Raw genomic sequence first — 24,869 nt, forward strand, 5'->3', positions numbered from 1 at the left:
CCAGCAGGTGCTCATCGTCGGTTTCGGGGCGCTGGGACGGTCGGTGGCTGAGCTGTTGAAGACGTTCGGGGCCAGCGTTACGGGAGTCAAACGCAATGTGAAAGGATTTGCCGCCGGCTCCGTTGTTGACCGGGTCATCCCCTTTGACCGGCTGGAGGAGGAACTGCCCCATGCCGATCACGTGGTCCTGCTCTTGCCGGGAGGCGAGGAAACCGATGGGCTCATCACGGCGCGGCATTTCAACGCCATGAAGCCGGGGGCCTGCCTGTACAACCTGGGACGCGGAAACTGCTACCGGGAGGAGGACCTGCTGTACGCCCTGAATGACGGCCCGCTGGCGGGCGCGGGACTGGATGTCTTTGCCGAAGAGCCGCTGGCGCCCGGATCGCCGCTCTGGGATCGGCCGGACGTCCTGATTACTCCCCATTCCAGCGCCATCAGCCGGGAGTATATCGATCTCTTCATGGAGGAGTGGCTTGGAACCCTTCGGGGGATGTGATTTGCAGGGAACCGGGCGATTGCGCCGCAGGAGTGAAAAGTGCCGGAACTTCCCGAGGTAGAACAGACCCGACGCAGGCTGGAGCGGGAGCTGGCGGGGAAGAGGATCGAGCGGGTAGTGGTCCGGGCGCCGAAGCTCCGGCTCCCGATCCCGCATGAGCTGCACACTTCCCTGCCGGGGCGAACGGTCCGAGCCGTCGAGCGGCGGGGAAAGTACCTGCTGTTCCACTGTGAGACGGGGTGGCTCATCGTCCACCTGGGGATGACCGGCTTTCTCCGGCTGCTCCCCGGGACGGCGCCCCCCGGCAAACACGATCATTTCGACATCGTCTTTGAAGATGGCGCCGTGCTCCGTTTCCACGACCCGCGCAAGTTCGGCACCGTGGTCTGGACCACGGATCCCCCCGCGACGCATCCGCTTCTGGCCGGCATCGGCCCGGAACCGTTGACCGCGGCCTTTGACGGCGCATATCTCTTCGGGGTGAGCCGGGGACGGCGGGTCGCGGTGAAACAACTCCTCATGAACGGGGCAGTTGTGGCCGGGGTCGGCAACATCTACGCCAACGAGGCCCTGTTCCGTGCCGGCATCCGTCCCGACCGGTCCGCCTCCTCCCTCAGCCGTGCCGAATGCGGGCGGCTGGTCCGTACCGTCCGGGAGGTGCTGCAGAGCTCGATCGACCAGGGGAGCACCTACCGGGTGGCGGAAGGGACGGTTGCCTATCATCCGCTGGCTTTCGAGGTCTACGGGCGGGGCGAGGGTGCCTGCACCCGCTGCGGCGGGGCGCTGGAAGAGATCCGGCTCGGCAACCGGAGCACGGTCTACTGCCCCCGCTGTCAAAGGTGACCATGTCCCGGTTTTTCCCACCGCCATCCCCCCTCTACCCCCTTTATGCCGGAGCATGCAATGAAAAGGCCGGGAGCTGAAGCGGCGGGGGTTCAATTTTGTCGGCTCCACCATCTGCTACGCCTTCATGCAGACGGTCGGGATGGTGAACGACCACACGGTCCACTGTTTCCGGCACGGGGAAATCCGGCAGATGGTCCGGCAGGGCCACTCCGGTTAAAATCGGTAAACCATGGGGCGTATGACATGACCATGCAGATACTCAAGGCAGGCGGCATCTGGCTCCTCTTCATCCCGCTCGGGATCGTGAACGGCACGGTGCGCGAGAAGATCCTCAACCCGCTCCTGGGGGAAAGAACGGCGCTCCCCCTGAGCGGAGTCACCCTCGCGGTGCTGATCTTCGCCGTCACCGCGCTCCTGATCCCGTCCCTCGGTCCCCTCAGGCCCTCCCGCTACTGGCTCATCGGCGGGGCGTGGCTGGTACTGACGGTCTTTTTCGAATTCTTCTTCGGGCGGGTTGTCATGGGGCATTCATGGGCAAGACTCCTGGAGGCGTACAACGTCGCCACGGGGAATCTCTGGGTGGCGGTGCTCCTCGTGATCGCGGTCTCGCCGTCCTTGGCCGCCCGGCTGCGGGGGATTTGCTGAGGAATTTGCGCCGCAGGACTTCCGGCAGCTGCTGTTTTCAGGAGGAAAGGGAGGAAACGTGAGCATGTGGGATGAACGGTACGCCGCCGCGGATTTTGTCTACGGGAAAGAAAGGCTCATGCCAGGTAACAGGGTTACGGTTTGATCTCGATCGGCGTGCCGTCCGGCACCAGGCGCCAGACTTCGCTGATCTCCGCATTGGTGACTGCAATGCACCCTTTCGTCCAGTCAGTGATGACGTGCCATTCTTCCAGGTCTTCGAACCCTTTTGGAAGCCCGTGGATCATGATGTCGCCGCCGGGTGCGACCCCGAGCTTCCGCGCGGCGGCACGATCGGCGGCGTTGGGATAAGAGATGTGGATCGACCTGTAGAAACGGCTGGCGGCGGAGCGGCGATCAAGCCGGTAGATCCCTTCCGGAGTCCGGCAGTCGCCGGCTCGCACCTTGCGCCCGACCGGGTTTCTGCCGAGCGCCACCCGGTACGACCGTATGACCTCGGAGCCGTTGCGCAGCTCCATCAGCCGCTTCGACTTGTAGACCAGCACCCGGTCCACGTGGGAATGGGGCGCACTCCCGGCATCGGGGAGGCAATAACCCGCTGTGGTAAATGCCGGGATGCCGAAAAGGGCGGCGAGGCAGATCTGGAGCACTATCGTTCGCATTTCATGACTGCCTGAGCAATATCTGCACCACGGGATTGGTCGAAGTCGCCCACTCCCCGTTACCCTGCGGGAGTGCGGGGAAGGACGATGCGGGACAGGTAACCGGCCCGGGGGACCTCGCCTCGTGGGAGTCAATTTTACGACACGTCGGAGCCGGAAAAGGGACGGCGGAAAACTCACGGAAGAGCTCAAGGCGGCGGTGATACCTGCCGATGAGGAAAGAGGACGAACCATCGTCCTTCATGGGGGGAAGGTTCGGGCGACTTTTGGGACGGAGGAGAGATTATGGGCTTGTGGGAGAAAGCGAAGGCGGAGCTCCTGGACATCATCGAATGGACCGACGATTCGGCCGATACGCTGGTCTGGAGGTTCCCGCGGTACGACAATGAGATCAAGTACGGGGCGCAGCTGATCGTCCGGCAGGCCCAGGCCGCCGTGTTTGTGGACCGGGGGGAGATCGCCGATGTGTTCGCCCCGGGGCAGCACCGGCTGACCACCCGGAACCTCCCCCTCCTGACCACCCTGATGGGGTGGAAGTACGGGTTTCACAGCCCCTTCAAGGCCGAGGTCTATTTCGTGAACACCCGCAATTTCACCAATCTCAAGTGGGGAACGAAGAACCCCGTCATCGTCCGGGATTCGGAACTGGGACCCGTCAGGCTCAGGTCGTACGGGACCTACGTGGCGAGGGTCGGCGACCCGGCCCGGTTCATCCGGGAGATCGTCGGAACGGGGGGGCACTTCACCATCGACGACGTCTCCGAGCAGCTGCGGAACCTGATCGTCACCAGGTTTTCGGATATGCTGGCGGAGAGCGGGATCGCGGTTCCCGACCTGGCCGCCAATTATGACGAGCTCTCCGGCCGTCTCACCGGGAAGATCGTCCCCGAATTCCGGGAATACGGGCTGGAGGTCACGAAACTCCTCGTGGAGAACATTGCGCTTCCGGTGGAGGTGGAGGCGGCGCTGGACAAGCGGGGGAGCATGGAGGCCATCGGCAACTTGGACAACTACATGAAATTCCAGGCCGCAAACGCCCTGGAAGCCGCCGCCGCAAATCCGGGGGGTGATGCCTCGGCGGGTGTCGGCATGGGGATCGGCTTTGCCATGGCGAACCAGATGGGGAAGGCGCTGGCCGGCCCGCAGGGGGCTGCTCCGGGCGCTTCGCAACCTCCGCCTCTTCCGGCGGAAGAAACGGGAAACAGGTACTACGTCGGGAAAAACGGGAAGCAGGCGGGACCCTTCGACCGGAATGCGATCATCGGCTACATCCGGAAGGGGGCGATCACGAGGGAGACCCTTCTGTGGCGGGAAGGGATGGCCGCCTGGCAGAAGGCGGCGCTTTTCGCCGAGTTCGAGGCGGCGCTCAAGGCGACGCCGCCACCGATGCCATGAACCGCGACGACCGGCACCACGGGAGGAAGCGTGGCTAACTGCTGCAACTGTTCGGCGCCTCTGCCGCCAAACTCAATCCGGTGCGACTACTGTGGAAGCAGAAACGACACCGATCTCAAGGGGATCCATTACTACACGACCCACGAGATCGAATCGGAGCGTCTCTGCCCGCGCTGCGGCATTGCGCTGCGCACCATCGACCTGAAGATCGGCGAAAGGTTTCTGATCGAGCGCTGCGACCAGTGCCTGGGGCTCTTCTTCGATCCGGGCGAGTTGGAGGCCCTGCTGGAGGCAACGGTAACCAACGTCTTCACCATCAACCGGGAGCGGCTGGAGAGCATCACCACCGCCATGCGCCCCGATACCTGCGGCATCTCCTACGTCAAGTGCCCGGTCTGCTCAAGGATCATGAATCGCGTCAACTACGGGGCGAAAAGCGGCGTCGTCGTCGATCGCTGCAAGGATCACGGGGTATGGCTCGACGGCGGCGAGCTGCGGCATCTCTTCGAATGGATGAAGGCGGGGGGGAAGCTCCTCGACCAGGAGAGGCGGGAGGAGCAGAAGAAGCTGGCGGCGGAGCAGGAGCGCCGCGCCGTCACTCTCCCGTCGGGGTCGCCTGGCGGCGGGTGGGGCGACTCTTCCGACGAGACGGTGTTCACCCTGGACCATCTGCTGGTTGCCGTGGTACGGGAGGTGGGCCGGTTCTTCAGGAGCTAGACATAATGTCTGTCGGACTTAGGGGATCGTAGCGAGAGAATGGCAGATCGAGGACAGATTTTCGGGAATTTGAAGGCGAATAGTGGTTCTATTCGTCAGGAATTCCCGGAAATATGGACCGATTTGCCATTCTCGCAGTAGATTCATTCCTAAGTCCGACAGGCTCCTGATATGGACTGTCCCCTGAGCCGCCGGGGCTGGATACTCCTCTGTTGCTCACCTGATTCTTCTCTTTTTTTGGTGGTAAGTCTTCTGTTTCTCCTGTTCCCCCAGAAAAAAGCCGGTCAGCGCACCGGCAGCTCCTCCCAGCGTTGCGCCGACCGCCGCATTCCCGCCGGCTATTGCCGTAATGGCGGCTCCCCCCGCAGCCCCGATGGCGCCGCCACTCAACGTTCGTTGTTGCTGCTGCGTCATCCCCGCGCAGCCAAGCGTGAAAACCGTCAGCACAACCAGGAGCAGGCATCTTGACGATCTCATACGGATTCTCCCTTGTCCAGGGCTCTGTCCGGCGGACAGGGCGCTGGTAACGTGAAATCTGCGTCGATCTACTGTTCCAAAGGAAGGTCGGCAATGCCGGACTTGATTTTCGGCTTTACCATTTCGTCCCAAATGACTTCCAGCACCGGAGCGGCCAGGTCATCGGGATTCTCCTGATAGTACTTGTCGATCTCCCCGACAATTGTATTCATGGGCACCCCGGCAAGTCCCTCTGCCATCTTCGCGACGACACTCGCTCTCTTAAGCACCGGGTAGCGCTCTGCGCTTTGATGTTCGATCGTCACGATGTGCCCGACCCCCCATACGAATGCAACCTTCTCATCGGAAGTCATTTTTTCCCAGACCTCTCCGGTGAGCACCGGCATTTCCTCCTGTTTCTGGCTCAGGTTCCCCTGGCTTTTCTCTTCGGCCGACGCCTCTACGCTCCGACCGGCAAAAAGCGCCAGCACGCAGCAAAACAGAATCACTTTGCGCGCCTTCATCTTCGTACCTCCATGCGTAACCGGATTGGATTCCTTTTGTCCATGGATAGCACACCATGGTCAATTGTCAAACAAGCACCGGGAATTCGGCAACATAGGTGCCGGTTGACGCGCGAAATGGCCTCAATGACCAGGCTGATTCCGGTGACGGCTGCCGGACGACCGCAGAGTGGATAAACGGCACTCTGAAAATCGCAAGATCGGAATAGTGCTCCACTAATTTTAGTATCGCTAAAAAAAGATAGCTCCGCTATACTGATCTCCGTGAGCACCCTCGCCTTTTCCCTCATTGTCATCTCGGCCGTCATGCACGCCCTCTGGAATCTGCTGGTGAAGCGGAGCCGCCACAAGACGGTCTTCATCTGGTGGATGTTCGTCGCCTCGGGGGGGCTCTTCACGGTCACCCTGCCGCTGGTGCCGGAGCCGTTCCGCTGGCCCGACCCGGCGACCCTTCTCCTGGTGGCGGCGGGGGCGGTCTGCTTCGTCCTATATCACCTCTTCAACGGCCGTGCCTACCGGGGAGGGGACCTGTCGATGGTCTATCCCCTCTCCCAGACCTCCATGGTCTACGTGCCGGTATGGGGGATGAGCATCCTGGGGGAGCGGCTGACAACGCCTGGGATCGCCGGCATCATGCTGGTCATCTTGGGGGCATATTCGGTGCAGATGGAGCGGGTATCCCTCGGCGAGTTCATCCGCCCCTTCCGCAACCTCGGTTCTTCCCCGGTGCGCAACGCCCTGGCGGCGGGGTTCATCTACTCCCTCGGCTCCATCGCCGAGAAGACCGGGGTGCGGCACTACTCCCCCCTCTACTTCACCTACTTCCTCGTCCTGATCATGCTGGGGCTCATGACCCTCAACCTCCTGCGCCCGTGTTACCGCCGGCACATCGCCATCGAGCTGCGGGAACACTGGCGCCTCATCCTCGCCAGCGGCCCGGTGATGATGGCGTCGTTTCTCACCTTCCGCTACGGCCTCAACCTCTCCCCCATGAGCTACGCCGTCCCGGTGCGCCAGGTGAGCATCCTGGTGGGGGTGCTGATCGGCATCCTCTTCCTCGGCGAGGCGTGCGGCCGGATCCGGCTCGGCGCGGCGCTGGTGATACTGGCCGGGGCGCTTCTGATCAGACTGGGATAATTCATCCAGAGCCGCTTGATTTTTCCCGTGGCTTCCGGCACTGTTAAGTGTGTCTCACAGAGACGCCCTGCAGTGAAAGGAGGCGGATAGATGCTCGGAAAGCTCGTCTGGCTGGTGATTTCGGCGGTTGCGGCGGTTGCCCTGGCGGTGGTGGCCGGGATCGTGAACCCCGGGGAGAAGGTGAACGCCCTCTGGCTCGTTACGGCCGCCGCCTGCTTCTACCTGGTCGCCTACCGCTACTACGGCGCCTTCCTGACCTCGAAGGTTCTCTCACTCAATCCCGCCCTGAAGACCCCGGCCCGGCGCCTGGCCGACGGGATGGACTTCCATCCCACCAACCGCTGGGTCCTCTTCGGCCACCACTTCGCGGCCATCGCCGGGGCGGGGCCGCTGATCGGCCCGATGCTCGCCGCTCAGTTCGGCTACCTCCCCGGCTTCCTCTGGCTTCTGGTCGGGGCGGTGGTGGTCGGCGCGGTCCACGACACGGTGATCCTGGCCGCGTCGGTGCGGCGCAACGGCCGGTCGCTGGCGAGAATCGCCAGGGACGAGATCGGGCCGGTGGGGGGACTCGCCGCCTCGCTCGCCATCCTCTTCATCCTGATTGTGGCCCTGGCGGGGCTGGGGCTCGCCGTGGTCAACTCCCTCGCCAAGAGCCCGTGGGGGACCTTCACCATCTTCCTCACCATCCCGATCGCCCTCTTCATGGGGCTCTACCTCTACCGGATCCGCCCCGGGAGGGTGGGGGAGGTGAGCGCCATCGGCTTCGTGCTGCTGCTGGTGGCGGTCGGCGCCGGCCACGCCATCCCCGGCTCCCCCCTTGAGCCGTTCTTCAATCTTTCCAAGAACGGGCTGGTGATCGCCATGGCCACCTATGGCCTCGTCGCCTCGATCCTCCCGGTCTGGATGCTTCTCTGCCCCCGGGATTACCTCTCCACCTACATGAAGATCGGCACCGTGCTCCTTCTGGCGGTGGGGGTGATCTTCATGGCCCCCACCATCCAGATGCCGGCGGTGACCCGCTTCGTCGACGGCGGCGGGCCGGTCATCCCCGGGAGGCTCTTTCCCTTCATGTTCATCACCATCGCCTGCGGCGCCATCTCGGGGTTCCACTCCCTCATCTCCTCCGGCACGACCCCCAAGATGATCACCTCTGAGCGGGAGATCCCGCTGATCGGCTTCGGCGCCATGCTGATGGAGGGGTTCGTGGCGGTGATGGCGCTCGTGGCGGCCACGATCCTCATCCCCGGCGACTACTTCGCCATCAACAGCAAGCTCTCCTTCGACGCCATCGCGGCCCTCGGGTTTCCGGTGGAGCGGGTGCGGGAACTCTCGGCCCTGGTCGGGACCGACGTGGCGGGACGCCCCGGCGGCGCGGTCTCCCTGGCGGTCGGGATGGCCTCGATCCTCTCGGCGCTTCCCGGGATGCGGGGGCTCATGCCCTACTGGTACAACTTCGCCCTGATGTTCGAGGCGCTCTTCATCCTGACCACCGTCGACACCGGCACCCGGGTGGCCCGCTTTCTCCTCCAGGAGCTCGGCAGCCGGCTCTATGCCCCCCTCGGCCGCCCCCGCTGGCTTCCCGGCATCATCGTCACGAGCCTTCTCGTGGTGGCCGCCTGGTCGTATCTCATCTGGTCCGGCAACGTAGCCACCATCTGGCCGATGTTCGGGGTTTCCAACCAGCTTCTGGCCGCCATCGCCCTCGGCATCGGGACCACGGTCCTCATCAAGTCGGGGAAGGCGCGCTATGCCTGGACCACCGTCATCCCCATGGCGTTCATGTACACAACCACCTTCACCGCCTCGTGGAAACTGGCCGGCACCTTTCTCGGCAAGGCGGCAGGGGCCGCCACAGCCGTCGAGGCCTTCACCCTCCGGATGAACGCCTTCCTCGTGGCGCTGATGGCGCTCCTGGCGGTGGTGACCCTGGTCGACATGGTCTGCAAGTGGTACGGCTACCTGACGGCAACGCGGGAGGTGGTGACGAGCGAGGTGCTGGAGTACGAGGAGGGGGCGTGAGGAGCTCCGTGACGGTTACGCTCATCGCCGCCATGGCCGCGAACCGGGTCATCGGGCAGGATGGCGCCCTGCCGTGGCGCCTCCCCGACGATCTGGCCCGTTTCCGGGCCATCACCCTGGGGCACCCGGTCGTCATGGGACGAAAGACCTTCGAGGCGATCGGCCGCCCCCTCCCCGGGCGGCGGAACATCGTCCTCTCCCGGCGCGCGGGGTACGCCCCGGAGGGGGTGCTGGTGGCCCGAAGCCTGGCCGAGGCCCTGGCGCTGGCCGGTGACGCCGCCGAGATCTTCGTCTGCGGCGGCGGCGAGGTCTACCGGGAGGCGCTGCCCCTGGCCGACCGGATCCGCCTCACCCTCATCCACCGCGACTACCCGGGGGACGCCACCTTTCCCGAGCTCCCCCCCGATTTCGCCGAAGTGGAGCGGGTGGAGGCCGACGGCGATCCTCCCCACACCTTCGTCACCTTCGAGCGGCGAAGGGAGGAGGCCCCATGAGCGCGGCATCGCGCCGCTTCGCCGTCTTTCTCGTCCCGGCCCCGGACGATTTCCGCTATGCCGAGGGGGTGATCCGGGAGCTCGCCGACCGCTACGACACCCCTCCCTTCGAACCCCACGTGACCCTGTGCACCGGCTCCTGCGCCGACGAGGGGGAGCTGGCGCCGCTGCGGCGGGCCCTGGCCGGGGCCGCCGCGGAGACTGGACCCCTCTCCCTGCGGGTCACGGGGCTCGGCACCACGGAAGAGTACTTCCGGACCCTCTTCATCGCCTTCGAGGACGAGCCGGCACTGCGGCGGCTCCACGAGGCGGCGAAGGGGGCCGCGCCGGGAGGGAGCGACTACCGCTTCGAGCCGCACCTCTCCCTCCTCTACGCGGAGATGCCGCTGGCGGAGAAGGAGATGGCGGCCCGCACCGTCATCCTCGACCGAAGCGAGATCCGCTTCCATGAGGTGAAGATCGTGACTCCCGACCCGATCGGCGGGTGGATCGACACCCGGCGCTGGAAGACCCTCTTCCGGGTGCGGCTCGGAGAGCCGGCGGCAAGGATCCGGGCGGTGCTCTTCGACTTCGGAGGGGTGCTGGCCGAGGAGGGATTCCGCGAGGGGCTCTTCGAGCTTGCCCGGCACCAGGGGCTCGACCCGATCGAGGTCCACGGCGCCGGGATGGATGCGGTCTACGGGAGCGGTTACGTCCTCGGGACGGGGAGTGAGGCCGCGTTCTGGCGCCTCATGAGGGAGCGCACCGGCCTGCGGGGGAGCGACCGGGAACTTTCGGATATGATCCTCTCCCGCTTCGTCCTTCGCCCCCGGATGCTGGAGGCAGTCCGGGAGCTGCGTCGGCAGGGGTACCTGACCGCCATCGTCAGCGACCAGACCGACTGGCTGGAGCAGCTCGACCGGCAGCAGGGCTTTTCCCGGGAGTTCGACCGGCTCTTCAACAGCTACCGCCTCGGCAAGGGGAAGCGGGACCCCTCGCTCTTCGACGACGTGGCCCGGGAGCTCGGGATCGAACCCGGGGAGGCGCTCTTCGTCGACGACATGCTCGCCAACGTGGTCCGGGCCGAGAGCCGGGGGATGCGGGGGATCGTCTTCGAGGACGAGGAGCGGTTCCTGACGGAGCTGAAGCGGTACGTGGAGGGATAGTCCGGGGGGGTGACGCTTTGTGTCCGGGCGGCGGGGATGGTCGGTTATTTGACGTGGGTTGATGGTCGAATGGCGCACAAATGTTGCCAGTTTACGCTGTTATTCCACGATGTTGCGTTCGAGTGTCTCTTGATCCCTTGGGATCGGTTGTGGTCTCTCGACTGGCGCGATTATTGAACGTGAAAGCCTGGGTCCGATGACCCGATCCCTGGTTGGAAGTTACGGAAGCGAGGCGTACCATGGCGGCACTGGAAGCGGCGGAATGGTTCTCCAAGGGGCTTGAGGCCCTGGGCCACGATCATGTCTATCTTGCCCGCACCTGTTTCGAACGGGCGGCGGAGATGGATCTGACCCCGAAATCCTGTTCGTACCTGGCGCTCTGCCAGGCAAAGACCCGGGGAAAATTCGACGATGCCATCGAGCTGGCCCGGCACTCCATCGAGGGGGAGCCGGAGAACACGGTCCATTACCTGAACCTCGGGCGGATCTACCTCCTGGCCGGCAAGAGGCGGGAGGCGATCGACACCTTCCGGGAGGGGATGAAGCATGGCCGGAACGAGGAAATCGTTGCCGAACTGGAGAAGGTCGGCCTGAGGAAGCCTCCTCCCATTCCATCGCTGCCGCGCAGCCATCCCCTCAACAAGTATCTCGGCATCGTCCTGGCACGGCTGGGGCTGCGGTAGAAAAAAGAAGGGCGTCCGGATAGCGGGCGCCCTTCGTGTTTTTTATCGCTTTAGAAGACGAAGCCGAGGGTGACCTGGAATTTGTCGTTGTCCAGCGGTTTCTCGCCGGCGCTGTGATGATCGCCGTAGATCTGGTAGTCGGCCTTGATGGCGACGGTGTCAACCGGCTTGAAGGAGAAGCCGAAGGTGGTGTAGTTCCGGTCGTATTTGCCGCTCGCCAGGGTGGGGTCGGCAATCCCCCCCTGCTGGGTATCGAATTCGGACCAGCGGGCGAAGGCGACCAGGTCGGCCTCGGCCAGTTTCCCTTTCTTCAGGGCGGCCGGCATCAGGTGGTAGGCCCCCTCGACCCAGTAACCCGACATCCTGTGGCCGATGTCGCCCGTCAGGACCCCCGGGTTGTCCTGGATGACTTGGACGTACTCGCCGGCGAGCTCGAAGTCGCTGATGCGGTACTTGCCGTCGAAGGCGAGGATGGTGGTGTAGGCGTCGGGCGCCCCTTTCGGCGCCGAGTTGCCGGTGTAGAAGGAGAGGTTGGTGTAGAGGTTCGTAATGGGGCGCAGTTCAAGGCGTCCCGTCACCGCCTTCCCCCGGTTGTTGTCCTCGTTCAGGTTCTGGCGGCCGCCGCGCAGGCCGTTCTTGGCCGAGAACTCCTCGCCGTTGAGGCCGTTCATCACGAGGAGCTGGTAGTCGGCCTTGCCGCCCAGGGCGCCGTGGATGCCGATTCCCATCTCCCGCCAGGTGGAAGGGATGAGAAAGGTGTCGAGCGCCGGCCGTTCGGAAGAGTTGAAGTTGGTCGGCTCGTGGTAGAGGTTGGTGGCCCCCAGCGGCACGAGCATGATCCCCGCCTTCACGTTGAAGGGACGGGCGATGGTGAAGTCGAGAAACGCCTGCTCCACCGTCACCTCGCCGGAGAGCTCCCCGGCGGAGTTCAGCTCATCCCTCACCCCGCCGTGCTCCCACTCCAGCTCCGTATTGAGGGTGACCCAGTCGGCCAGCTCCGAGTTCACGTAGAGGACGAAGCGGTGCGGATCGAAGGTGTTCCCCCCCTTGCCGTTGCCGTTTTCGCGCTTCATGATGTAGTCGAGCTCGCCGTAGCCGCCGATCCGCGTCCGGTCCCAGACCCCCTTCAGATATCCTTCGTCCCGGGTCGCGGGCTCTGCGGGGGGGGCGGCCCTTTCGGCCCGAAGCGTCTCGACCTGGCCGCTCAGTTCGTCGAGCCGGCGCTGCAGCTCTTCCACGGTCGCGGCGCGGGCCATGGTGACCGCGGCGAGCAGGATCGACGCGGCTGCGGGGATGATGAAGCGTTTCTTCATGGTGTGATTCCTCCTGTGATGGTGTGCATGGTGGAGAGGTTCGCCGTCGGACGGCGGCGACTTTCCACCTCGGTAAATGCAAAGAAAATGAAAATCATGTTCATCGTTTCGGCACACCGCTCCCTGTACGGTCTCTGTCGGGACGGATTACGTAGAGTCCGGCAAGGCCGATGTTTGCGTTAAAAATGAAAGTCTTTTTCAACTAACATGGCCCGGCCGGCGGCGTCAAGGGGGTAGCGCATTATTTCTGTCCAATCTTGTGGCGGCCGTTGACGGGGAGAGCGGCGCGGTGCTACCTTGTCCGCCATGGAGACGAGCCGTTCCGAAGCCATTGTCCTTGGCGCCATGGATTACCGCGAGAGCGACCGGATCGTCACGCTCTTCACCCTGCAGCACGGCAAGGTGCGGGGGGTGGCGAAGGGGGCGAAGCGGAGCATGCGGCGCTTCGGCGGGGCGCTGGAACCCTTCGCCCGCCTGGGGGTGGAGCTGGTGGTGCGGGAGGGGCTCTCGTCTCTTCGGGGGGCCGACATCGTCTCCCTCTATCCCCGCATTCGGGCCGATCTCCTGAAGATCGCCCTTGCCGGTTACGCCGTGGAGCTCGCCGACCGCTTTCTCCCCGACGGCGCCCCTTCGCCCCGGCTCTTCCGTCTCCTCACCGCCTACCTGGAGCATCTGGAGCAGGGGGAGGCGCGGGAGGGGGACCGCCGGTTCTTCGAGGCGAATTTTCTCAACATCCTTGGCTACCGCCTCGCCCTGGACCGGTGCGCGGCCTGCGGCGCGGAGCTGTCGGCGGTGGCGGCGCGCCGCCGCGGAGCGGCGGGGACGGTCCTCTGTGGCGCCTGCGGCCGGGGCGGCGCAGAGGTCGGTCCGGAGACTGTCCGGCTCCTCGACCTCTGCCTCGGGACGGGGCGCTTCGATGCAGTGGCCTTTTCCTCCGCAGCGCTGCACGAAGCGGGCGAGCTCCTCGACGACGCCATCGCCGCCCACCTGACCCGCCCCCTGAACTCCCTCGCCTTTCTGCGCCAGATCGAGGCCGACGAGCCCTGAAAGCCTCTCATTTTGACCCGAACACCGGTTTAGCCCTTGACACTCCTCGTCGGACGTTGTAATCTTTTCGACTCTAATTGCCCGTAACTTGGACGCTTTTTCAGTTTTGCCAAACCCTGTTTACGCTGGGTAAAGTATTTCTTATTTTTCATACCATTGGAGGAACTTCCTTGACCTTTCAAGACCTGATTCTCTCCCTCCAGGGATACTGGGCCAAGCAGGGATGCGTCATCCAGCAGCCCTACGACACCGAAAAGGGTGCCGGTACCTTCAATCCCGCCACCTTCCTCCGGGTCCTCGGCCCCGAGCCGTGGAACGTCGCCTACGTCGAGCCTTCCCGTCGTCCCACCGACGGCCGTTACGGCGAGAACCCCAACCGCCTCCAGCATTACTACCAGTTCCAGGTGATCATGAAGCCGTCGCCGGTGAACATCCTCGACCTCTACCTCGATTCGCTGCGGGCCTTCGGCATCGACCCTTCCAGGCACGACATCCGCTTCGTGGAGGACGACTGGGAGTCGCCGACCCTGGGGGCGTGGGGCTTGGGGTGGGAGGTCTGGCTCGACGGGATGGAGATCACCCAGTTCACCTACTTCCAGCAGGCAGGGGGGATCGACCTGAAGCCGGTCTCCGCCGAGATCACCTACGGCTGTGAGCGGATCGCCATGTATCTCCAGGGGGTCGACAACGTCTACGACCTGGAGTGGGTGAAGGGGGTCAGCTACGGCGATATCCACCACCGGAGCGAAGTGGAGTTCTCCACCTACAACTTCGAGGAGGCCGACGTGGCGATGCTGCTTCAGCTCTTCACCATGTACGAGAAGGAGTGCGTCCGGCTCGTGGAGCGCGAGCTGGTGCTCCCTGCCTACGACTACGTCATGAAGTGCTCCCACACCTTCAACCTCCTCGACGCCCGCGGCGCCATCTCCGTCACCGAACGCGCCTCCTACATCGGCCGGGTGCGGAACGTGGCCCGGCTCTGTGCCGAGGGGTATCTGAAACTGCGTGAGAAGCTCGGCTTCCCGCTGCTGAAAGGAGGCCGTCCGCAATGAGCAAAGAGCTTTTCCTTGAAATAGGGACCGAGGAGATCCCGGCCGGCTTTCTCCCCAGGGCGATGGCCGACATGGAGGCCCTCATCGCGAAGGAGCTGGAGAGCGCCCGGCTCACCTTCGGCGAGATAAAGACCTACGCCACGCCGCGGCGCCTGGCGCTGGCGGTGCAAGGGCTGCCGGCGGTGCAGCCCGACGCCGAGATCACCGCCCTGGGGCCGGCGAAAAATATCGCCTTCGGCCCGGACGGCACACCGACCAGGGCAGCCGAGGGGTTCGCCCGGGGGCAGGGGGTCGACGTCTCGGCCCTCCAGCTCGTCACCACCGACAAGGGGGAGTACGTGGCCGCCGTGAAGCAGGAGAGTGGCCGGCCGGTCCCGGACCTCCTCGCCGAGATCCTGCCGCGGCTCGTGGCGTCCATCCCGTTTCGCAAGTCGATGCGCTGGGCCGACTTCGACGTCCGCTTCGCCCGGCCGGTCCACTGGATCGTGGCGCTCTTCGACGGGATCGTGGTGCCGTTCGCCTTCGGCGCCGTCCAGAGCGGCAATGTCTCCCGGGGGCACCGCTTCATGGCGAACCAGCCGTTCCCGGTCCGCGACTTTGCCCACTACCTGGAGGAGTGTGAGCGCCACTTCGTGATCCCCGATCCGGAGCGGAGAAAGGAGACCATCCGCCGGGAGATCCACCGGGTGGCCAAGACCGCCGGCGGGCACCTCCTCCCCGACGAGGGGCTCCTGGACGAGGTGACCTTCCTCTGCGAGTACCCGAGTGCCGTCCACGGCACCTTCTCGCCGGAGTTCCTGAAGGTCCCCCGGGAGGTCCTCATCACCTCCATGCGAAGCCACCAGCGCTACTTCTCCATCGTCGACGGCGAGGGGCGCCTCATGCCCGGCTTTATCACCATCAACAACACCCTGACCGAAGACCCCTCCGTGGTGGTCAAGGGGAACGAGCGGGTCCTCCGGGCCCGCCTCTCCGACGCCCGCTTCTTCTTCGAAGAGGATCAGAAGGTTTCGCTGGAAACCCGCGCGGAGTCCCTGAAGAACGTGGTCTACCAGCAGAAGCTCGGCACTTCCTTCGAGAAGATGGAGCGCTTCCGGGCCCTGGCCGAGGGGCTCGCCGAGCTCCTGAACCCGGCGGTGAAGGCGAAGACCTCCCGGGCCGCCTTCCTCTGCAAGGCCGACCTCGTCACCGGCATGGTGGGGGAGTTTCCCGAGGTGCAGGGGATCATGGGGCGGGAGTACGCCCTCATCGAAGGTGAGGACGCGGAGGTGGCCGCCGCCATCGCCGAGCACTACCTCCCGACCCAGGCGGGGGGGGAGCTGCCGGCCTCGGACATCGGCGCCTTCGTTTCCATGGCCGACAAGCTCGACACCATCTGCGGCTGCTTCGGCGTCGGGCTTATTCCCACCGGCTCCGCCGATCCCTACGCCCTCCGCCGCTCGGCCCTCGGCATCATCAACATCGTCCTCGACAAGGGGTACCGCCTCTCCCTGGAGGCCCAGGTGGACAGGGCTCTGGGGCTCTTGGCCGCCAGGCTCACCCGCCCCGCCGCCGAGGTGAAGGGGGATGTCCTGGAATTCTTCCGGGGCCGCTTCGTGAACCTCATGGCCGACCGTTACCCCGTCGATGCCGTCGACGCTGCGGTGGCCGCCGGATGTGCCGACCTGGTGGACGCCGCCGCCCGGATCGCCGCCCTGGCCGAATTCAAGAACCGCCCCGACTTCGAGCCCCTGGCCGTCGCCTTCAAGCGGGTCTGCAACATCGTCAAGGAAGGGATCGACCGCCCGGTGGACGCCGCCCTCTTCCAGGAGCCGGCCGAAGGTGAGCTCCACCGGGCGCTCCTCGCCGTCCGGGCCGACGTGGAGGCCCGCACCGCCGCCGGCGACTACCTGGCGGCCCTTTCGGGGATCGCCGCCCTGAAGGGGGCGGTGGACGACTTCTTCGACAAGGTCATGGTCATGGCCGAGGACGAACGGGTCAGGCTCAACCGCCTGGCGCTCCTGACCGGGATCGCGAGGCTCTTCGGCAAGATCGCCGACTTCGCCAAGATAGCCGCCTAGCTCACGCCGGGCGGCTTTTTTCATGTTTTATTTTCGCTAAACAGGGTTGATTCGCATTAAAGCAGATTTATTTAGAGTAAAGACGCATTGAGCAGCAATAAAACAAAGGAGGAGTGAAATGGCAGCAAAGTATGTCTATTTCTTCGGGAACGGTCAGGCCGAGGGGCGGGCCGACATGAAGAACCTTCTGGGAGGCAAGGGGGCCAACCTGGCGGAGATGACCAGCATCGGTCTGCCGGTCCCCCCCGGCTTCACCATCACCACCGAGGTCTGCACCCACTACTATGACAACGGCCGGCAGTATCCCGCGGCGCTCGCCGCCGAGGTGGCCGAGAACCTGAAAAAGGTCGAGGCGCTCATGGGACGCACCTTCGGCGATCCCGGGAATCCCCTCCTCGTCTCGGTCCGCTCCGGTGCCCGGGCCTCCATGCCGGGGATGATGGACACGATCCTCAACCTCGGCCTCAACGACGAGACGGTGCAGGGGATCATCGCCCAGAGCGGCGACGAGCGCTTCGCCTACGACGCCTACCGCCGCTTCGTCCAGATGTACTCCGACGTCGTCATGGGGATGGAGAAGGATATCCTGGAGCACCTCCTGGAGCAGAAGAAGGAGGAGAAGGGGGTCCATCTCGACACGGAGCTCACCGCCGCCGACTGGCGGGAGCTCGTCGGCGTCTTCAAGGCGAAAATCAGGGAAACCCTCGGAACGGCGTTTCCCGAGAATCCCCAGGACCAGCTCTGGGGCGCTATCGGCGCCGTTTTCGGCTCCTGGATGAACCAGCGGGCCATCACCTATCGCAGGCTCAACAGCATCCCCGCCGACTGGGGGACTGCAGTCAACGTCCAGTCCATGGTCTTCGGCAACATGGGTAACGACTGCGCCACCGGCGTCGCCTTCACCCGCGACCCCTCCACCGGCGAGAACTACTTCTACGGCGAGTACCTGGTGAACGCCCAGGGCGAGGACGTGGTGGCCGGCATCCGGACCCCGCAGCCGATCAACCGGGCCAACGGCAAGGACGCCACCCTTCCCTCCATGGAGGAGGTGATGCCCGCCTGCTACCAGCAGCTCGTCCAGATCCGTGGCATCCTCGAAAAGCATTACCGGGACATGCAGGACATCGAGTTCACCATCGAGAAGGGTAAGCTCTACATGCTTCAGACCCGCAACGGCAAGCGGACCGCCAAGGCGGCCATCAAGATTGCCGTCGACATGGTGGGGGAAGGACTCATCGACGAGAAGACCGCCGTGCTCCGGGTCTCCCCCTCCCAGCTCGATCAGCTCCTCCACCCCTCCCTCGACCCCAAGGCCCCGAAGAAGGTGATCGCCAAGGGGCTTCCGGCCTCCCCCGGCGCCGCCAGCGGCGAGGTGGTCTTCACCGCCGACGAGGCGGAGGCCGCGGCCCGGATCGGCCTGAAGGTGATCCTGGTGCGGGTGGAGACTTCCCCGGAGGATATCCACGGGATGCATGCCGCCCAGGGGATTCTCACCGCCCGCGGCGGCATGACTTCCCATGCGGCGGTGGTGGCCCGTGGCATGGGGAAATGCTGCGTGGCCGGCTGCGGCGACATCAAGGTCGACTATGCCGCCAGCCAGTTCGCCACCGCCAGGGGAGAGGTGGTGAAGAAGGGGGACGTCATCACCCTCGACGGCTCCACCGGTGAGGTGATGCTCGGCCAGGTCCCGACGGTGCCGCCGCAACTCACCGGCGACTTCGGCACCCTCATGGGGTGGGTCGACACCTTCCGGACCCTTAAGGTCCGTACCAACGCCGACACCCCCAACGACTCGAAGGTGGCCCGGGAGTTCGGAGCCGAGGGGATCGGTCTCTGCCGCACTGAGCACATGTTCTTCGAGGCGGAGCGGATCGCTGCGGTGCGGGAGATGATCCTTGCCGAGGACGTGGAGGGGCGCAAGCGTGCCCTGGCCAAGATCCTTCCGATGCAGAAGGGGGACTTCGTCGGCATCTTCCGCGAGATGAAGGGGCTGCCGGTCACCATCCGCCTCCTCGATCCGCCGCTCCACGAGTTCCTCCCCCAGGAGGATAAGGACGTCGAGGCCCTGTCAAAGACCATGGGGGTTTCGGTTCAGACCCTCAAGAACAAGGTCGACTACCTCCACGAATTCAACCCGATGCTCGGCCACCGGGGGTGCCGCCTCGGCCTCACCTTCCCGGAGATCTACGACATGCAGGTGCAGGCCATCATGGAGGCCGCCTGTGAACTGACCAGGGACGAAGGATTCACCATCGTCCCCGAGATCATGATCCCGCTCATCGCCACCGTCACGGAACTGACGCGGCTCAAGGCGAACGCGGTTGCCGTCTGCGAGGAGGTCATGGCCCGCTCCGGCGTCAAGATCGACTACCTCATCGGCACCATGATCGAGCTGCCGCGGGCGGCGCTCACCGCCGACGAGATCGCCAGGGAGGCGGAGTTCTTCTCCTTCGGCACCAACGACCTGACCCAGACCACCTTTGGCCTCTCCCGCGACGACGCCGGGAAGTTTCTCCCGTTCTACGTGGAATCGGGGCTGCTGGAGGAGGACCCCTTCGTCTCCCTCGACCAGAACGGGGTCGGCCTCCTCGTGAAGATGGCGGTGGAGAAGGGGCGCGCCACCCGCTCGGGGATCAAGCTCGGCATCTGCGGCGAGCACGGCGGCGATCCCTCGTCGGTCATCTTCTGTCACCGGATCGGCCTCGACTACGTCTCCTGTTCCCCGTTCCGGGTGCCGATCGCCCGGCTTGCGGCGGCCCACGCCGCCCTGGGCGAGTGATCGCATGATGCGCGGCGGGAGGTCCCGAAGACCCCCGCCGCTTTTTTCATGAGACAAATATCAGCTTGACACCATTTGCCGGTTGGTGCTAGAAAACGGGAAAATCGCCTTTCAGCTTGGGGCCCCGGAGTAGGCCCGGTTATTGAAACGTAGGGAGAACGCAACAGGAGGGTTGAAGTAATGGCAAAGGGTGTGGTGAAATGGTTCAATGACAGCAAGGGGTACGGGTTCATCGAGCAGGATAACGGCGAGGATGTCTTCGTCCACTTTTCCTCCATCCAGTCCGAAGGCTTCAAGTCCCTGGCCGAGGGGCAGGCGGTGACCTTTGATGTGGTGCAGGGAGCAAAGGGGCTTCAGGCTGCCAACGTGAACAAACTGTAACGGTCGGCTTCAGACCGAAAGAGAAAAGCCCCGGGATCTTCCCGGGGCTTTTTTTATGACTTCAGGGCAATAAAACTTCATTTTATTCCGACTCAAGTTTCGCCCGCCTGTGCCGATAGGTAACAGTAGTTACGAAAGATTTGCGGGGGGCGGAATCCATGTTCAGGAACAGACTGGCCTTCAAGATCCTCGGCATCATCGGCATCACGCTTTCCATCGGCTTTGCCGCCCTTGGCGCCACCGCCATCTGGCTCGAATACCGGGCGCTCACGGGGCTTGAGGCGAGCAGCGCCCGTGATCTCTCTGCGATCATCCGGCGGGACATCGAAGAGTATATGATGAAGGGGGACATGGGGGTGGTCACCCGCTACATTGACGACGTCCGGGGAAAGGGGGGGATCCTCGACCTGAAGATCTTCAACGCGACGGGGAAGCCTTCCGGTTCGATGACCGCCGACGCCGAGGTTCTTGCTGCGCTGCGCAGCGGCACCAGAATCGAGAAACAGCACCTGTTCAACGGGAGCCGGGCCCGCAGCTTTATCATCCCCCTGCTGAACGCAGAGCGTTGCAGGCAGTGCCACGACAGGGGGGAGCGGTACACCGGGGCGCTCCTTCTGACGACCTCGCGGGAAGAGGGATACGGCGATGCCCTGCGGCTCACCTGGACCCTTTCCGTCGCCGGGTTCCTGAGCTTCTTCGGCATTCTCGCCGGCATGTACTTCTTCTTCAGGCGAATGCTGGTGAGACATATCGTCGACATCTCCACCCGTATCCAGATCATTGCCCAGGGCGAGGGGGACCTCACCTCGCAGATTCCGATCCGCTCCGGTGATGAGCTCGGTGTGCTGGCCGAAGGGGTGAACCTCCTGATCGCCAAGCTGCGGGAGATCGTCACCGGTCTCTATCGTCAGGCGGGTCACATCGCCATCTCCGCCTGCCGCACCACCAGGGAGGCCGAACGGCTCGTCTCCTCGTCGATCGAGCAGAAGGAGTTGGCGACCTCGGTGGCGGTGGCGTCGGAGGAGATTGCCGCCACCCTCAACAACGTGGCGGTAACCACCCAGCGGGCGGCCCAGCTGTCGTGCCGAGTCGACGATGCCACCAAGGGAGGGATGAGGAGTGTCGAGGAGACCTCCCGGAGCATCGATCAGATCCGCACGAGCGTCCTCTCGACCCTGGAGGCGATGGGAAAGCTGGAGCGCTCCTCCGATCAGATCGGGGAGATCGTCGGCATTATCGAGGATATCGCCGACCAGACCAACCTTCTGGCCCTCAACGCGGCCATCGAGGCGGCCCGGGCCGGCGATGCGGGACGGGGGTTTGCCGTGGTCGCCAACGAGGTGAAGACCCTCTCCACGCGGACCGCCACCTCCACCAGGCAGATCTCCGTCATTATCAAGAGCATCCAGGACGAGATCCGGGAGGTGGTCTCCTCCATCGGCGAGGGAAGGGAGAGGGTGGAGGATGGGGTGGAGAAGTCGACCTCGGCCCTGTGCCGGTTGGAGGAGGTCCTGCGGCTTACCGCCGAGTCGACCGATATGATCAGCCAGATTGCCACGGCCACCGAGGAGCAGAGCGCGACGACCAACGAGATCTCGGAGAAGATCGGTACTGTGTCGGCCACGGCAGGGGCGGTCAATGGCCAGATGGAGCAGACTGCCGGCATCTTCCGGGATCTGTCGGAAACCGCCGAGCAGATCTACGCCACAGTCGGGCGGTTCAGCGTCGGGAACTACCACGACGCCATCAAGACAAACGCGGCCGAACTCCGCGACCGGGTAACGTCGAGAATCGACCGGGCGCTGGCCGAGCGGACGATCACCCTCGACGCGCTCTTCAGCGAGGTGTACACGCCGATCCCGGACACCTGGCCCCAGAAGTACCGGACTCCCTTCGACCGATTTTTCGACGAGGTCGCCTCCCCCCTCCAGGAGGAAATCGTCGCCCGGGACGCCGACATGGTCTACGCCATCTGCGTCGACCGGCGCGGCTACTGTCCCTCCCACAACCTCCGGTATTCCCGCCCCCTCACCGGGAACCGCGAGGCCGACAAGGAGCATAATCGCACCAAGCGGATTTTCGACGACCGTACCGGCAGCCGCTGCGCCACCAACGCCAATCGCTTCCTGCTGCAGACCTATCTGCGGGATACGGGTGAAGTGATGAACGACCTCTCGGCGCCGATCACCATCGCCGGCCGGCACTGGGGGGCGGTGCGGATCGGTTACCGGTTCAGGGAGTGACCGGCGTTTCGCAGGCGATGGAGCGTATGAAGGGAAAAAAGGCCCGGACCGCGCAACTGCGGCCGGGCCTTTTGCTTAGGGAAGGGGGGAGTGGGAGGGTTCCACGCGGAAGCCCGCCATGGCGCGGGTCAGTTCTTCGATCTGGCACGTGAGGCCGTTGACGGTCCCCTCCATGACGCGGGTGGTCTGGAGATTCTGCTCGGCTGAATTCTCCATGTTCTCCACGGCGCGGACGATCTTCTCGCTGTTTTCCGCCTGCACCTGGCACGCCTGACGGATGGTGGCGATCATCTGGGAGATCCCCTCGCTCGAGCGGACGATCAGTGCCCCGGTGTTGCGCTGTTCCTGGGTGGAGTTCCGGACCTGGGCCGTGAGTCCCTTCATCCTGGCGACCGCCCCCATGATCAGTTCGGAGCCGTGGGTCTGCTCCTGGGTGGCCCGCATGATCTGCTTCACCATATCCGCCACCCGTTCCATCGCCTGGCGGATATGTTCGCTCCCCTGGGACTGTTCCACCGTGGTCCGGGCGATCTCGTTCACCTGGCCGGCCGCCATCTTTACCCCATCGACGATCTTGTGGAGCGCATCGCCCGAGCGGTGCGACAGCTCTTCCCCTTCGACAATCCGTTTTTCGGCATGGCGGATCGCCACCACGGCGCGGTCGGTTTCCTCCCGCAGCCCTTCGATGATCTGGTCGATCTCCCGGGTGGAGGAGGTGGTCCGCTTAGCCAGATCCTTGATTTCGTGCGCCACCACGGCGAATCCCTTGCCATGTTCTCCCGCCTGGGCGGCGATGATGGAGGCGTTGAGCGCCAGGAGCTTCGTCTGCTCCGCGACCTCGTCGATCACCGAGATGATGGAGCCGATGTCGCCGGCGCGGATCGAGAGGGTCTCGATGGCCTCTGCCACGGTCAGGGAAGAGCGGCGGATCTCGCCGATCCCCGAGATGGTGCTCTCGACCGACTCCCGGCCGAGTTCCGCATCCCGCAGCACCTCGTCGGAGATGGCGGCGGTCTCGACGGTGCTCTTCTCGATCTGCTTGATGGAGCGCTCCATCTCGGCAACCAGCGAGGCGGTCCCCGACGCGTCCTCCATCAGCCCGCTGACGTTGCTGCCGATCGCCTTTTCGGCAGCCGCCATCTGGATGATGGAGGAACTGACCTCATCCACCGCCCGCGCCAGCTCCTCCACGTGGGAGGCCACCTCCTCGATGCTCGCCGACATCTGGAGAATCGATGCTGAGTTGTCGGACGCCGAGCGGGAGAGGCTTTCCACCGAGCAGGCAACCTCGTTCACCGACCGGTCGATGGCGCGGATCCCCTCCGTCGTCCCCTGCACCGCCTGGGCCTGCACCTCCGCCGTGGCGAGGCCGCTGTCGGCTGCATTGCGGACCGTCGCCGCGATCTCCTTCAGTTCGGTGACGGCGCCGTTTACGTTGGTCACCATCCCCGAGAGCCGCTGGACCATGGTGGTGAAGTTGCCGCTGAGCATGCCGAACTCGTCCTCGGAGTCGTCTGCCACGGTCACCGTCAGGTCTCCTTCCGCCCCCCGGTTCATTGCCCCTGCCAGGATGTTGACACGGCTGACCAGTTTTCTGGCGGCGAGCATCCTGAGCACGCAGATCGAGATTGCGGCGTTGACGAGAAAAACCCCGCCCAGCAGGAGGGAGTTTCCAGTAGTGCGGAAAGTGATGGAGGCGCCGACGAGCGCCAGGGCCGCGCCGGCTATCAGGAGCCAGCGTATCAGGGTCGAGCCGAGGCGAAGATTTCGTGCCATGGGGGTACTCCTTTCGAGGAGTCGGAATAGAGGGTAAGTACGACTGAAATGCAAGGGACGTACCGATCACGGAAAAGAAAAAAGGGGGACGTAGTCCCCCCTCCCGGCATCAGTTCCCGCAGCCGCAATCGGGGAGTTCGCCCCCCTGAAACGGGATTTTCTTGCCGCACTTCTGGCACCGCCAGAAGAGGCCCCCTCAGCCGGGGAGAAGGAGCATCATCCCCTGGCACTCCGGACAGTTCTTGGTATCCATGTCGTTACCTCCTGGAATTTCGGTCCACGATAGCGTGATCGTCCCATTTAAGTCAATAATATGGTTATTTGGATTGTTTAACGGAAACCCGGAGTGCTCCGACTCCCTGAATCTCCGCTTCGACCGTGTCGCCGGAAACCAGGGGACCGACTCCCGCCGGGGTGCCGGTGAGGATCACGTCCCCCGGCTCCAGGGTGAAGATCCCCGACAGGTAGCTGATCAGCTCGCGCACCGGGTGGATCATGAGGGAGGTGGAGCCGTCCTGGCGGAGCGCTCCGTTTACAGCGAGGCGGATCCGCAGCTCCTGCGGGTCGGCGATCCGTTCGGCGGGGACGAACTCCGAGAGGGGACAGGCGGTGTCGAACCCCTTGGCGATATCCCAGGGGAGCCCCTTTTTCTTGAGCTCGGCCTGGACGTCCCGCAGGGTCAGGTCGATGGCGACGCCGTAGCCGGCGAGCAGTGCCAGGGCTTCTTCCTTCGGGACATCCTTTCCCTTGCGCCCGACCAGAAGGGCCAGCTCCGCCTCGTGGTGGCAGTCGCGGGAGTAGGGCGGGATGACGATGGTGCCGCCGTCGCCGATGACCGACGAGGCGGGCTTGGAGAAGATGACGGGCGCATCGGGGGTCTCGTTTCCGAGTTCCCTGATGTGCTCGGCATAGTTGCGGCCGATGCAGAGGATCTTCCCGATGGGGTATGCAGTGTCGCTGCCGACGATGCGGGCTGTTTTCATTCATCTCCCTCCG

22 protein-coding genes and 1 pseudogene are annotated in these 24,869 nt (G+C 64.4%); 17 read left to right on the forward strand and 6 right to left on the reverse strand.

From position 1 onward, the window contains the following. From M6689_RS02845 to M6689_RS02860, 4 genes and pseudogenes are all read left to right on the forward strand, one after another. The coding region (locus M6689_RS02845) for an NAD(P)-dependent oxidoreductase (protein ID WP_298267580.1) at positions 1 to 499 on the forward strand (499 nt) is incomplete at its 5' end. Positions 500 to 538: 39 nt separating this feature from the next. Further along, positions 539 to 1,342, forward strand: coding sequence for a bifunctional DNA-formamidopyrimidine glycosylase/DNA-(apurinic or apyrimidinic site) lyase (gene mutM, locus M6689_RS02850; RefSeq protein ID WP_298267581.1), 804 nt, complete (start codon positions 539 to 541; stop codon positions 1,340 to 1,342). A gap of 70 nt (positions 1,343 to 1,412) precedes the next feature. Then, a pseudogene (locus M6689_RS02855) lies at positions 1,413 to 1,562 on the forward strand (DNA-3-methyladenine glycosylase I); the annotation flags it as partial. Between the two features lie 26 nt (positions 1,563 to 1,588). Then, positions 1,589 to 1,990, forward strand: a complete 402-nt coding sequence (locus M6689_RS02860; RefSeq protein WP_298267584.1) for a hypothetical protein — start codon at positions 1,589 to 1,591, stop codon at positions 1,988 to 1,990. A gap of 134 nt (positions 1,991 to 2,124) precedes the next feature. Here M6689_RS02860 and M6689_RS02865 read toward each other — a convergent pair whose 3' ends face one another. Continuing rightward, positions 2,125 to 2,652, reverse strand: a complete 528-nt coding sequence (locus M6689_RS02865; RefSeq protein ID WP_298267586.1) for a L,D-transpeptidase family protein — start codon at positions 2,650 to 2,652, stop codon at positions 2,125 to 2,127. Positions 2,653 to 2,937: 285 nt separating this feature from the next. On the opposite strand from M6689_RS02865, the gene M6689_RS02870 reads away from it, so the two are divergent. After that, positions 2,938 to 4,047 carry an SPFH domain-containing protein gene (locus tag M6689_RS02870; RefSeq protein ID WP_298267588.1) on the forward strand — a complete coding sequence of 370 codons (1,110 nt, stop codon included), beginning with the start codon at positions 2,938 to 2,940 and terminating at the stop codon, positions 4,045 to 4,047. A gap of 30 nt (positions 4,048 to 4,077) precedes the next feature. Further along, positions 4,078 to 4,764: a zf-TFIIB domain-containing protein gene (locus M6689_RS02875; RefSeq protein WP_298267590.1), complete on the forward strand. Its 687-nt coding sequence runs from the start codon at positions 4,078 to 4,080 to the stop codon at positions 4,762 to 4,764. Between the two features lie 216 nt (positions 4,765 to 4,980). Here the strand turns inward: M6689_RS02875 and M6689_RS02880 are convergent, their stop codons facing one another. Both M6689_RS02880 and M6689_RS02885 read right to left on the reverse strand, forming a co-directional pair. Then, a complete protein-coding gene (locus M6689_RS02880; protein WP_298267592.1) occupies positions 4,981 to 5,241 on the reverse strand; it encodes a hypothetical protein in 261 nt (86 codons plus the stop codon). A gap of 68 nt (positions 5,242 to 5,309) precedes the next feature. Beyond that, positions 5,310 to 5,744, reverse strand: a complete 435-nt coding sequence (locus tag M6689_RS02885) for a hypothetical protein (protein WP_298267594.1) — start codon at positions 5,742 to 5,744, stop codon at positions 5,310 to 5,312. 264 nt (positions 5,745 to 6,008) lie between these two features. Between M6689_RS02885 and M6689_RS02890 the strand changes: the two genes are divergently transcribed. The 5 genes from M6689_RS02890 to M6689_RS02910 all read left to right on the forward strand — a co-directional run bounded on the left by M6689_RS02890 (position 6,009) and on the right by M6689_RS02910 (position 11,222). Beyond that, complete coding sequence (locus M6689_RS02890) at positions 6,009 to 6,881, forward strand: EamA family transporter (RefSeq protein WP_298267597.1); 873 nt, start codon at positions 6,009 to 6,011, stop codon at positions 6,879 to 6,881. Positions 6,882 to 6,971: 90 nt separating this feature from the next. Beyond that, positions 6,972 to 8,900: a carbon starvation CstA family protein gene (locus M6689_RS02895; protein ID WP_298267599.1), complete on the forward strand. Its 1,929-nt coding sequence runs from the start codon at positions 6,972 to 6,974 to the stop codon at positions 8,898 to 8,900. 8 nt (positions 8,901 to 8,908) lie between these two features. After that, positions 8,909 to 9,394 carry a dihydrofolate reductase gene (locus M6689_RS02900; protein ID WP_366949720.1) on the forward strand — a complete coding sequence of 162 codons (486 nt, stop codon included), beginning with the start codon at positions 8,909 to 8,911 and terminating at the stop codon, positions 9,392 to 9,394. Continuing rightward, positions 9,391 to 10,539: an HAD-IA family hydrolase gene (locus tag M6689_RS02905; RefSeq protein ID WP_298267604.1), complete on the forward strand. Its 1,149-nt coding sequence runs from the start codon at positions 9,391 to 9,393 to the stop codon at positions 10,537 to 10,539. The genes M6689_RS02900 and M6689_RS02905 overlap by 4 nt, the downstream gene beginning before the upstream one ends. A gap of 239 nt (positions 10,540 to 10,778) precedes the next feature. Then, complete coding sequence (locus tag M6689_RS02910) at positions 10,779 to 11,222, forward strand: tetratricopeptide repeat protein (protein WP_298267606.1); 444 nt, start codon at positions 10,779 to 10,781, stop codon at positions 11,220 to 11,222. Between the two features lie 50 nt (positions 11,223 to 11,272). On the opposite strand, the gene M6689_RS02915 is transcribed toward M6689_RS02910, so the two are convergent. Beyond that, entirely contained in the window at positions 11,273 to 12,535 is a 1,263-nt protein-coding gene (locus M6689_RS02915; protein ID WP_298267608.1) for a porin, read from the reverse strand. A gap of 306 nt (positions 12,536 to 12,841) precedes the next feature. Here M6689_RS02915 and recO point away from each other — a divergent pair, with 306 nt between their 5' ends. From recO to M6689_RS02945, 6 genes are all read left to right on the forward strand, one after another. Next, positions 12,842 to 13,582, forward strand: coding sequence for a DNA repair protein RecO (gene recO, locus M6689_RS02920; RefSeq protein WP_298267659.1), 741 nt, complete (start codon positions 12,842 to 12,844; stop codon positions 13,580 to 13,582). A gap of 170 nt (positions 13,583 to 13,752) precedes the next feature. Beyond that, on the forward strand, positions 13,753 to 14,634 hold the full coding sequence (glyQ, locus tag M6689_RS02925; protein ID WP_298267610.1) for a glycine--tRNA ligase subunit alpha: 882 nt from the start codon (positions 13,753 to 13,755) through the stop codon (positions 14,632 to 14,634). After that, the gene (glyS, locus tag M6689_RS02930) at positions 14,631 to 16,694 is read left to right on the forward strand and encodes a glycine--tRNA ligase subunit beta (RefSeq protein WP_298267613.1); all 2,064 of its coding nucleotides are present in this window, start codon (positions 14,631 to 14,633) and stop codon (positions 16,692 to 16,694) included. The genes glyQ and glyS overlap by 4 nt, the downstream gene beginning before the upstream one ends. A 118-nt stretch (positions 16,695 to 16,812) precedes the next feature. Beyond that, a complete protein-coding gene (gene ppdK / locus M6689_RS02935; protein ID WP_298267615.1) occupies positions 16,813 to 19,473 on the forward strand; it encodes a pyruvate, phosphate dikinase in 2,661 nt (886 codons plus the stop codon). Positions 19,474 to 19,653: 180 nt separating this feature from the next. After that, positions 19,654 to 19,854: a cold-shock protein gene (locus tag M6689_RS02940; RefSeq protein WP_298267617.1), complete on the forward strand. Its 201-nt coding sequence runs from the start codon at positions 19,654 to 19,656 to the stop codon at positions 19,852 to 19,854. Between the two features lie 158 nt (positions 19,855 to 20,012). Then, positions 20,013 to 22,097, forward strand: coding sequence for a methyl-accepting chemotaxis protein (locus M6689_RS02945; protein ID WP_298267619.1), 2,085 nt, complete (start codon positions 20,013 to 20,015; stop codon positions 22,095 to 22,097). Positions 22,098 to 22,172: 75 nt separating this feature from the next. Here M6689_RS02945 and M6689_RS02950 read toward each other — a convergent pair whose 3' ends face one another. Together M6689_RS02950 and M6689_RS02955 are read right to left on the reverse strand one after the other, a co-directional pair. Next, positions 22,173 to 23,873, reverse strand: coding sequence for a methyl-accepting chemotaxis protein (locus M6689_RS02950; RefSeq protein WP_298267622.1), 1,701 nt, complete (start codon positions 23,871 to 23,873; stop codon positions 22,173 to 22,175). Positions 23,874 to 24,190: 317 nt separating this feature from the next. Next, positions 24,191 to 24,856: a fumarylacetoacetate hydrolase family protein gene (locus tag M6689_RS02955; RefSeq protein ID WP_298267624.1), complete on the reverse strand. Its 666-nt coding sequence runs from the start codon at positions 24,854 to 24,856 to the stop codon at positions 24,191 to 24,193. Between the last annotated feature and the right edge of the window lie 13 nt (positions 24,857 to 24,869).

The organism is Geobacter sp. (assembly GCF_027327745.1).
GTDB lineage: Bacteria > Desulfobacterota > Desulfuromonadia > Geobacterales > Geobacteraceae > Geobacter.

What these genes read in the sequence shown, in the direction of transcription:
- M6689_RS02860 (WP_298267584.1), top strand. Translation starts at nt 1,589, where the DNA reads ATGACCATGCAGATACTCAAGGCAGGCGGCATCTGGCTCCTCTTCATC.
- M6689_RS02865 (WP_298267586.1), bottom strand. Translation starts at nt 2,652, where the DNA reads ATGCGAACGATAGTGCTCCAGATCTGCCTCGCCGCCCTTTTCGGCATC.
- M6689_RS02870 (WP_298267588.1), top strand. Translation starts at nt 2,938, where the DNA reads ATGGGCTTGTGGGAGAAAGCGAAGGCGGAGCTCCTGGACATCATCGAA.
- M6689_RS02880 (WP_298267592.1), bottom strand. Translation starts at nt 5,241, where the DNA reads ATGAGATCGTCAAGATGCCTGCTCCTGGTTGTGCTGACGGTTTTCACG.
- M6689_RS02885 (WP_298267594.1), bottom strand. Translation starts at nt 5,744, where the DNA reads ATGAAGGCGCGCAAAGTGATTCTGTTTTGCTGCGTGCTGGCGCTTTTT.
- M6689_RS02895 (WP_298267599.1), top strand. Translation starts at nt 6,972, where the DNA reads ATGCTCGGAAAGCTCGTCTGGCTGGTGATTTCGGCGGTTGCGGCGGTT.
- M6689_RS02905 (WP_298267604.1), top strand. Translation starts at nt 9,391, where the DNA reads ATGAGCGCGGCATCGCGCCGCTTCGCCGTCTTTCTCGTCCCGGCCCCG.
- M6689_RS02910 (WP_298267606.1), top strand. Translation starts at nt 10,779, where the DNA reads ATGGCGGCACTGGAAGCGGCGGAATGGTTCTCCAAGGGGCTTGAGGCC.
- M6689_RS02915 (WP_298267608.1), bottom strand. Translation starts at nt 12,535, where the DNA reads ATGAAGAAACGCTTCATCATCCCCGCAGCCGCGTCGATCCTGCTCGCC.
- recO (WP_298267659.1), top strand. Translation starts at nt 12,842, where the DNA reads ATGGAGACGAGCCGTTCCGAAGCCATTGTCCTTGGCGCCATGGATTAC.
- glyS (WP_298267613.1), top strand. Translation starts at nt 14,631, where the DNA reads ATGAGCAAAGAGCTTTTCCTTGAAATAGGGACCGAGGAGATCCCGGCC.
- ppdK (WP_298267615.1), top strand. Translation starts at nt 16,813, where the DNA reads ATGGCAGCAAAGTATGTCTATTTCTTCGGGAACGGTCAGGCCGAGGGG.
- M6689_RS02940 (WP_298267617.1), top strand. Translation starts at nt 19,654, where the DNA reads ATGGCAAAGGGTGTGGTGAAATGGTTCAATGACAGCAAGGGGTACGGG.
- M6689_RS02945 (WP_298267619.1), top strand. Translation starts at nt 20,013, where the DNA reads ATGTTCAGGAACAGACTGGCCTTCAAGATCCTCGGCATCATCGGCATC.
- M6689_RS02950 (WP_298267622.1), bottom strand. Translation starts at nt 23,873, where the DNA reads ATGGCACGAAATCTTCGCCTCGGCTCGACCCTGATACGCTGGCTCCTG.
- M6689_RS02955 (WP_298267624.1), bottom strand. Translation starts at nt 24,856, where the DNA reads ATGAAAACAGCCCGCATCGTCGGCAGCGACACTGCATACCCCATCGGG.